The 6,340-nt window shown below is 59.2% G+C and carries 6 protein-coding genes and 1 tRNA gene; 2 read left to right on the top strand and 5 right to left on the bottom strand.

The window, feature by feature from the left end; all coding sequences use genetic code 11:
• The coding region (locus tag CFB10_RS08905) for a transposase (protein ID WP_244559858.1) at positions 1-213 on the bottom strand (213 nt) is incomplete at its 3' end.
• 198 nt (positions 214-411) lie between these two features.
• Between CFB10_RS08905 and CFB10_RS08895 the strand changes: the two genes are divergently transcribed.
• Both CFB10_RS08895 and CFB10_RS08890 read left to right on the top strand, forming a co-directional pair.
• Positions 412-657, top strand: a complete 246-nt coding sequence (locus CFB10_RS08895; RefSeq protein ID WP_141097707.1) for a hypothetical protein — start codon at positions 412-414, stop codon at positions 655-657.
• Positions 654-1,742 carry a tyrosine-type recombinase/integrase gene (locus CFB10_RS08890; RefSeq protein WP_020010958.1) on the top strand — a complete coding sequence of 363 codons (1,089 nt, stop codon included), beginning with the start codon at positions 654-656 and terminating at the stop codon, positions 1,740-1,742. The genes CFB10_RS08895 and CFB10_RS08890 overlap by 4 nt, the downstream gene beginning before the upstream one ends.
• 75 nt (positions 1,743-1,817) lie before the next feature.
• On the opposite strand, the gene CFB10_RS08885 is transcribed toward CFB10_RS08890, so the two are convergent.
• The 4 genes from CFB10_RS08885 to CFB10_RS08870 form a co-directional block, all read right to left on the bottom strand.
• A tRNA-Phe gene (locus tag CFB10_RS08885) sits at positions 1,818-1,893 on the bottom strand.
• Between the two features lie 282 nt (positions 1,894-2,175).
• Positions 2,176-2,607, bottom strand: a complete 432-nt coding sequence (locus tag CFB10_RS08880) for a hypothetical protein (protein WP_020010959.1) — start codon at positions 2,605-2,607, stop codon at positions 2,176-2,178.
• 149 nt (positions 2,608-2,756) lie between these two features.
• Positions 2,757-4,973 (bottom strand): 3-hydroxyacyl-CoA dehydrogenase NAD-binding domain-containing protein, encoded by a 2,217-nt coding sequence (locus tag CFB10_RS08875; protein WP_020010960.1) that lies wholly within the window; start codon positions 4,971-4,973, stop codon positions 2,757-2,759.
• Positions 4,974-5,120: 147 nt separating this feature from the next.
• Positions 5,121-6,329, bottom strand: coding sequence for an acetyl-CoA C-acetyltransferase (locus CFB10_RS08870; RefSeq protein WP_020010961.1), 1,209 nt, complete (start codon positions 6,327-6,329; stop codon positions 5,121-5,123).
• Positions 6,330-6,340 lie beyond the last annotated feature (11 nt).

The raw sequence follows: 6,340 nt of genomic DNA, 5'->3' as shown, positions 1-6,340 counted from the left end.
AGTGACGCGAGCCAGTTCCTTCTTCAGCCGCCTGATCTCCTCGGCCTCGTCGTTACCCTTGGAGTCCGACCCAGCAAACTTCTTCTTCCATTCATACAGCGAATGCTGGCTGACGCCGAGACGCTGCGAAACCTCAGCAACCGGATAGCCCCGCTCCGTGATCTGCCGCACCGCGTCACGCTTAAACTCTTCGCTGAAATTCGATTTGCTCATGATGCTCTTCTTGCCTCAAAATTAGGAAAGAAGGTGTCTACAAATCTAGGGGCTATTCAAAAGGCTGCTTTTATTTTCAAGCAGTAATGTGTCTCAACCTCCTGCCTGTCGAGGTGCCACGTACCCTTCATAGTCCGCAGATCGTCCGAAAACTCGCGGACGGCATGCGCTGCGCTGAGCGTCCAATTGAGGTGTGAAATGGCAAGCGCAACGCTCAACATTCGGGTTGCGCCTCGGCGCATGCTGACACTCAGGGAGGCTGCAGATTATTGCGGCCTCTCCGCAAAGCGTTTCCCTATCGATTGCTACGTAACGCCAGTGGCGATGCCATCCGGGGTGAAGGCCTACGACATGCGCGATCTCGACGCGTTTCTTGACGCCCTGAAAGGCGGCGAGGCAACAGCCGATGACGTGATATTTGCGAAATTAAGGAAACGCACGTGAAAAAGACGCGCGAGAAGCGAGTAAATAAGTATGCCGGATGGAAGATACATCGAGACAATAAGCCACCGTTTCGTTGGCGCGCATACCATCGCGCGACCGGGCATAAAATCGATTGCCAAAAATTCGAGGCTTACAGTCTGGCTTTTGATCTGGAAATTCATCGGATCAATGAACTTTACAAAGTGAATGCTGCTAAACCGGGCACGCTCGGAATGCTCATAAAGGAGTATCGAGCCAGCCCGAAATTTCAAAAGCGTGCAAGCCGAACTCAGTCAGATTATCAAAAGGTTTTTGACTGGCTGAAGCCGATAGAGGACACGCCTCTTGAGTGGTTCACGCCTGGGCGCATCGCACGCCTTCGGGACGAAGCAGAAAAAGAGCACAAGTTCAGATTCGCAAACTATGTTCGCTCAGTTCTCTCCATCATATTCGCATGGGGTATCGAGTACGAGTTTGTGAAAGAAAACCCGGTTGAGCACGTCAGCCTCGCTGAGCGCCCGAAGGATCTGCCAGATGCGAACCGGCCTTGGATGGATGCTGAACGCGAGGCAGTCTTAGCCGCCCTGCCGGCCCATATGCTTCTTCCTTTCAGCCTAATGATGTTCTATGGCCTTGATCCACAGGATGCACTTGCGCTGCCCAAGACGGCTATTTCCAGCGCAGGCATCGATACCCGGCGAAACAAAACCGGACAACCTGTGTACCTACCATTGTTCGGGCCAGTGAAAGAGGCACTGGAAGCGTCGCCAATCCATGACGCTATCACCCTTTGCGCCAGCAGTCGCGGCCAACCATGGACCTACAATGGCTTCAGCACGAACTGGGACAGGATCAAAAAGAAGCTCGAGGAGGCGGAGATCGTCCAACCTGGCTTAACCCTCAAGGGCCTCCGCCATACAGTGGGAACGATACTAGCGGAGATGGGCCGCGATAATGCGACCATTGCCCTCGTCTTGGGCCATGCAACTGAAGCTATGGCAAAGCACTATTCTCGCCGCGCTGACAGGTCAAAACAGGCACAGAGCGCGGTCGCTGACTTCGAGGTCGAATTGAACAAACGAAAAACGAAAGTTGTCAAACTCTGACCAAGCCCTGTCAAACCGTAGCATTTCGGAGAGCAGTAGATAATGGAAAACAACAAACACACTAAGGGCTTAGAATGGTGCCCGGAGGCGGATTTGAACCACCGACACGCGGATTTTCAATCCGCTGCTCTACCAACTGAGCTATCCGGGCACTTCAGGTCCTTGAAGAACCTCCGCTTTTGGCGGGCGGGGCCGTTTGGTGCCCCGAAAGTGAGCGGGGTTATAACATCTTGTTCGGACATGGCAAGCGCCATAGCGAAGTTTTTTGACAGTTTTTTCACAGCGGCTGTGGATGGCTGGAATGCGTGTCCGGCAGAGGCCGGATCCTGGCTGGAAATCCACTCTCCGCCATCAGCCGGGCCTGATCGGCGTTCGACGGGCGGACGCGTTCGGAAAGGGTCGCAAGGTTACGAGAGGGCGCAGCGTGGGGCGGCTATGCCCCTTCACTGCGCCGCGCAGCAAGGCCAAGCGCGAAAGGCACCACGGCCACCAGCGCCGCCATGACGGGCGAAGACGCGAAGATGCGGCTGGCAAGCGAGGTGACGGCGACGGAGCGCACCACCGTCATCACTCGGGAATTCTCGCGGTCGCGCTCATGGTGGGGCTGTGCGGGTCTGTGACGGGAATGTTGGGCCGCCTCCAGCCGTTTGACATCGCGGCGGATCTTGTCGACCTGTTTGCGAAGCTCGTCCAGTTCGGCGCGTAGCGCCGGGTCGATGATATTGGCGGCACGCGTTCTCCTCGCTGCGGGTTTTGCCACCTTTGCTTCGGCGGCCACAGCCTCGGCCTCTTCGTCCAGTTCGGCCAGTTCATCGTCCAGGTCGGATGGCTTGTCGAAACCGTGGGATCGCAGTGGTGCTTTCATCGCTGTCTCCTGAGGCGTGCTGAATTGCGGCGGCGGGCGTCTTTCGCCCGGTCACGCCCTTTCAACGCCTCAGCCGGGCAAAGGATGCACGGAAAGCGGCATAATAAAACAGGCCCCGAAGGGCCTGTTCAGTAATCTCTCCGGAAACCTTACGCCGCCTTGGCGGCGCTGGCGTAAGGATCGAAACGACCGTAGAAGGTTTCGCCCTTGGCGGCCATCTCCTTCAGGAGCGGCGTCGGCTTAAAGCGTGGGCCATAGGCCTCGCTCAGCTTTTCAGCCAGAGCAACGAAAGTCTTCACACCCATGCCGTCGATATAGGACAGCGCGCCGCCGGTATAGGGGGCGAAACCGAAACCGAGGATGGAGCCGACATCGGCCTCACGCGGATCGGTGACGATGCCTTCTTCCACCGTGCGGGCGGCTTCCAGAGCCACCGTGACGAGGAAGCGCTGTTTCAGCACTTCCATATCCACATCCTCCGGCTTCTGTTGCGGATAGAGATTTTTCAGGCCGGGCCAGAGGGACTTCTTGGCGGGCTTTGGCGGGTAGTCGTAAAAGCCCTTGGCGTTCTTGCGGCCAAAACGGCCCTCGCCTTCCACCAGCTTCTTCACCAGCTCCATATGGCGCGGATCAACGGCCTTTTCGCCGAGATCGGCGACGGTGGCTTTAAGGATCTTGTAGGAAAGATCGATCGCCACCTCGTCATTCAGCGCAAGCGGACCGACCGGCATGCCGGCGAATTTGGCGGCATTTTCGATCATGGCGGGCGGTACGCCCTCGATCAGCATGTCATAGCTTTCCGCCATGTAGCGCAGCACGCAGCGATTGACGAAGAAGCCGCGCGTATCGTTGACGACGATCGGCGTCTTCTTGATCTTGGCCACGTAATCCAGCGCGACGGCCAGCGCCTTGTCGCCCGTTTCCTTGCCGAGGATCACTTCCGTCAGCATCATCTTCTCGACCGGCGAGAAGAAGTGAATGCCGATGAAATCGGTCGGGCGCTTCGAGTTCTTCGCAAGCCCGGTGATTGGCAAGGTGGAGGTGTTGGAAGCAAAGATCGCGCCTTGGGGCAACACGGCTTCCACCGCCTCGATGACCGCCTTCTTCACGTCGCGGTCCTCGAAGACAGCCTCGATGACGAGATCGGCATCGGCGAGCGCCTTGTAATCCGCCGTCGGAGTAACAAGGTCGAGCAGGGCCTTGCCCTCATCCTGCGTCAGCCTGCCCTTGCCGATGGCCGCCTTGACGCTTTCCTCGCAATGGCCCTTGCCCTTGTCGGCGGCTTCCTGATCGCGGTCGACGAGAGTGACGGGGATGCCGGCTGCGGCGGTGACATAAGCGACAGCAGCACCCATGAAGCCAGCGCCGACAACGCCGATCTTCTTGAACTCCGTTTTCGGCTGGCCAGCCGGGCGGCGCGCGCCCTTGCCCAGTTCCTGCATGGAAATGAACAGCGAGCGGATCATGCCGAAGGCTTCCTTCGAGCGAAGGATTTCGGTGAAATAACGCTGCTCCACCTTAAGCGCCGTATCGAAGGGCAATTGCAGGCCTTCATAGACGCATTTGAGGATGGCAAGTGCTGCCGGATAGTTGCCGGCGCTTTCCCGGCGCAGAATGGCGGGAGCGGCAGGCCACAGCTGGGCTGCAGCAGGCGTCCAGATGCCGCCGCCGGGGGCCTTGAAGCCCTTTTCATCCCAGGGTGCGACCGGCTTCAGGCCGTCCTTGATCATCTGCTTTGCGGTGGCGACCAGCTGATCCGGCTCCACCACCTGGTGCACCAGACCCATGGCCTTGGCGCGTGCGCCGGTCAGCGACTGGCCCGTCGTCATCATCTGCAGCGCCGATTGCGCATCGGTCAGACGCGGCACGCGCTGGGTGCCGCCGGCGCCGGGGAAGATGCCGACCTTGACTTCCGGCAGGGCGATCTTGAGGCTTTTGGCGCTGGAGGCCACGCGGCCGTGGCAGGCGAGCGAGAGTTCAAAAGCGCCACCCATGCAGGTGCCGTTGATGGCCGACACCCAGGGCTTGCCGTTGGTCTCGATCTTGCGGAACAGGCCAGTCATCCGGCCAACCAGTTCGAACAGCTTTGCCGCCGCCTGATCCGGGTTCTTCGCCTTCTCGTCATTGTAGAAGGAGAACATCGACTTGATCATCGAAAGATCAGCGCCGCCGGAAAACGTGCTCTTGCCGGAGGTGAAGACGACGCCCTTGACGGCAGCGTCGGCGACGGTCGCCTCAACAATGGCGTTCAGTTCGTCCATCACTTCAGTGGTGAAGACGTTCATGGATTTTTCCGGCATGTCCCAGGTAACGAGGGCAATGCCGTCTGCGTCCGTCTCGATGGTGAAATTGGTATAAGTGCTCATTTGGGATTCCTCTTCCCTGAATCTTCATGGCCGCTTCGCTTTCTCCGTCATCCTCGGGCTTGACCCGAGGATCTAAGCACTGGGGATAGATCCTCGGGTCAAGCCCGAGGATGACGGAGGAACCGTTGCGGTATCAGCCGAAGCCTCTTAAACCCGCTCGATAACGGTTGCCGTGCCCATGCCCGCGCCGATGCAGAGCGTGACCAGTGCGGTGTTCAGGTCGCGCCGTTCCAGCTCGTCCAGCACCGTGCCAAGGATCATCGCACCCGTGGCGCCCAGCGGATGGCCCATGGCGATTGCGCCGCCGTTGACGTTCATCTTGTCGTGGTCGATCTCGAAAGCCTGCATGTAACGAAGCACGACGGCGGCAAAAGCTTCATTGAGTTCGAAGAGATCGATATCGGCGAGCGACATTCCGGTCTTTTTCAGGAGCTTTTCCGTCACATCAACGGGGCCGGTCAGCATCAGCGCCGGGTCGGAACCGATATTGGCGAAAGCCTTGATGCGGGCGCGCGGTTTCGCGCCCATCGCCTCGCCGCCCGCCTTCGAGCCAACCAGCACGGCGGCAGCGCCATCGACGATGCCGGACGAATTGCCAGCATGGTGCACGTAGTTGATACGCTCCACTTCCGGGTGGGCCATGATGCCGACTGCTTCGAAGCCGCCCATTTCACCCGGCATCTGGAAGGAGGGGTTGAGGGAAGCCAGCGCCTGCATGTCCGTGCCGGGGCGCATATGCTCGTCACGGTCGAGGATCGTCAGGCCGTTTGAGTCCTTCACCGGAATGACTGATTTGTTAAAATAGCCCTTTTCCCAGGCATGCGCCGCACGCCTCTGGCTCTCGACGGCATAGGCGTCGACATCGTCACGGGAGAAACCATACTTTGTGGCGATGAGATCGGCCGAAACGCCCTGCGGCATGAAGAAGGCCGGGAAGTTGACCGAGGGGTCCATGTACCAGGCGCCGCCCGACATGCCCATGCCGACGCGGGACATGCTCTCGACGCCGCCGGCGATGACGATATCGTCCGAGCCGGCCTTGATCTTGCCGGCCGCGAAGTTGATGGCGTCCAGACCCGAAGCGCAGAAGCGCGAGATCTGCATGCCCGGCGCCCTGTTGGAATAACCGGCTTCGAAGGCGGCGGCTTTCGGGATCACCGCACCTGCATCCATGACCGGATCGACGCAGCCCATGATGATGTCGTCGACAGCAGAGGTGTCGAGCCCGTTGCGGTCGCGGATGGCTTCCAGCGTCTTGGCGGCCAGGCGAACGGAAGGCACCTCATGCAGGCTGCCATCCTTCTTGCCGCGTCCGCGCGGGGTGCGGACATGGTCGTAGATATAAACGTCGGTCATAAACTCTCTCC

Origin of the sequence: Agrobacterium sp. 719_389, from assembly GCF_900188475.1 — a bacterium.
Lineage (GTDB): Bacteria > Pseudomonadota > Alphaproteobacteria > Rhizobiales > Rhizobiaceae > Agrobacterium > Agrobacterium radiobacter.
The sequence above is the reverse complement of the archived record's forward strand: the minus strand, read 5'-3'. Positions and strand labels throughout refer to the sequence as shown.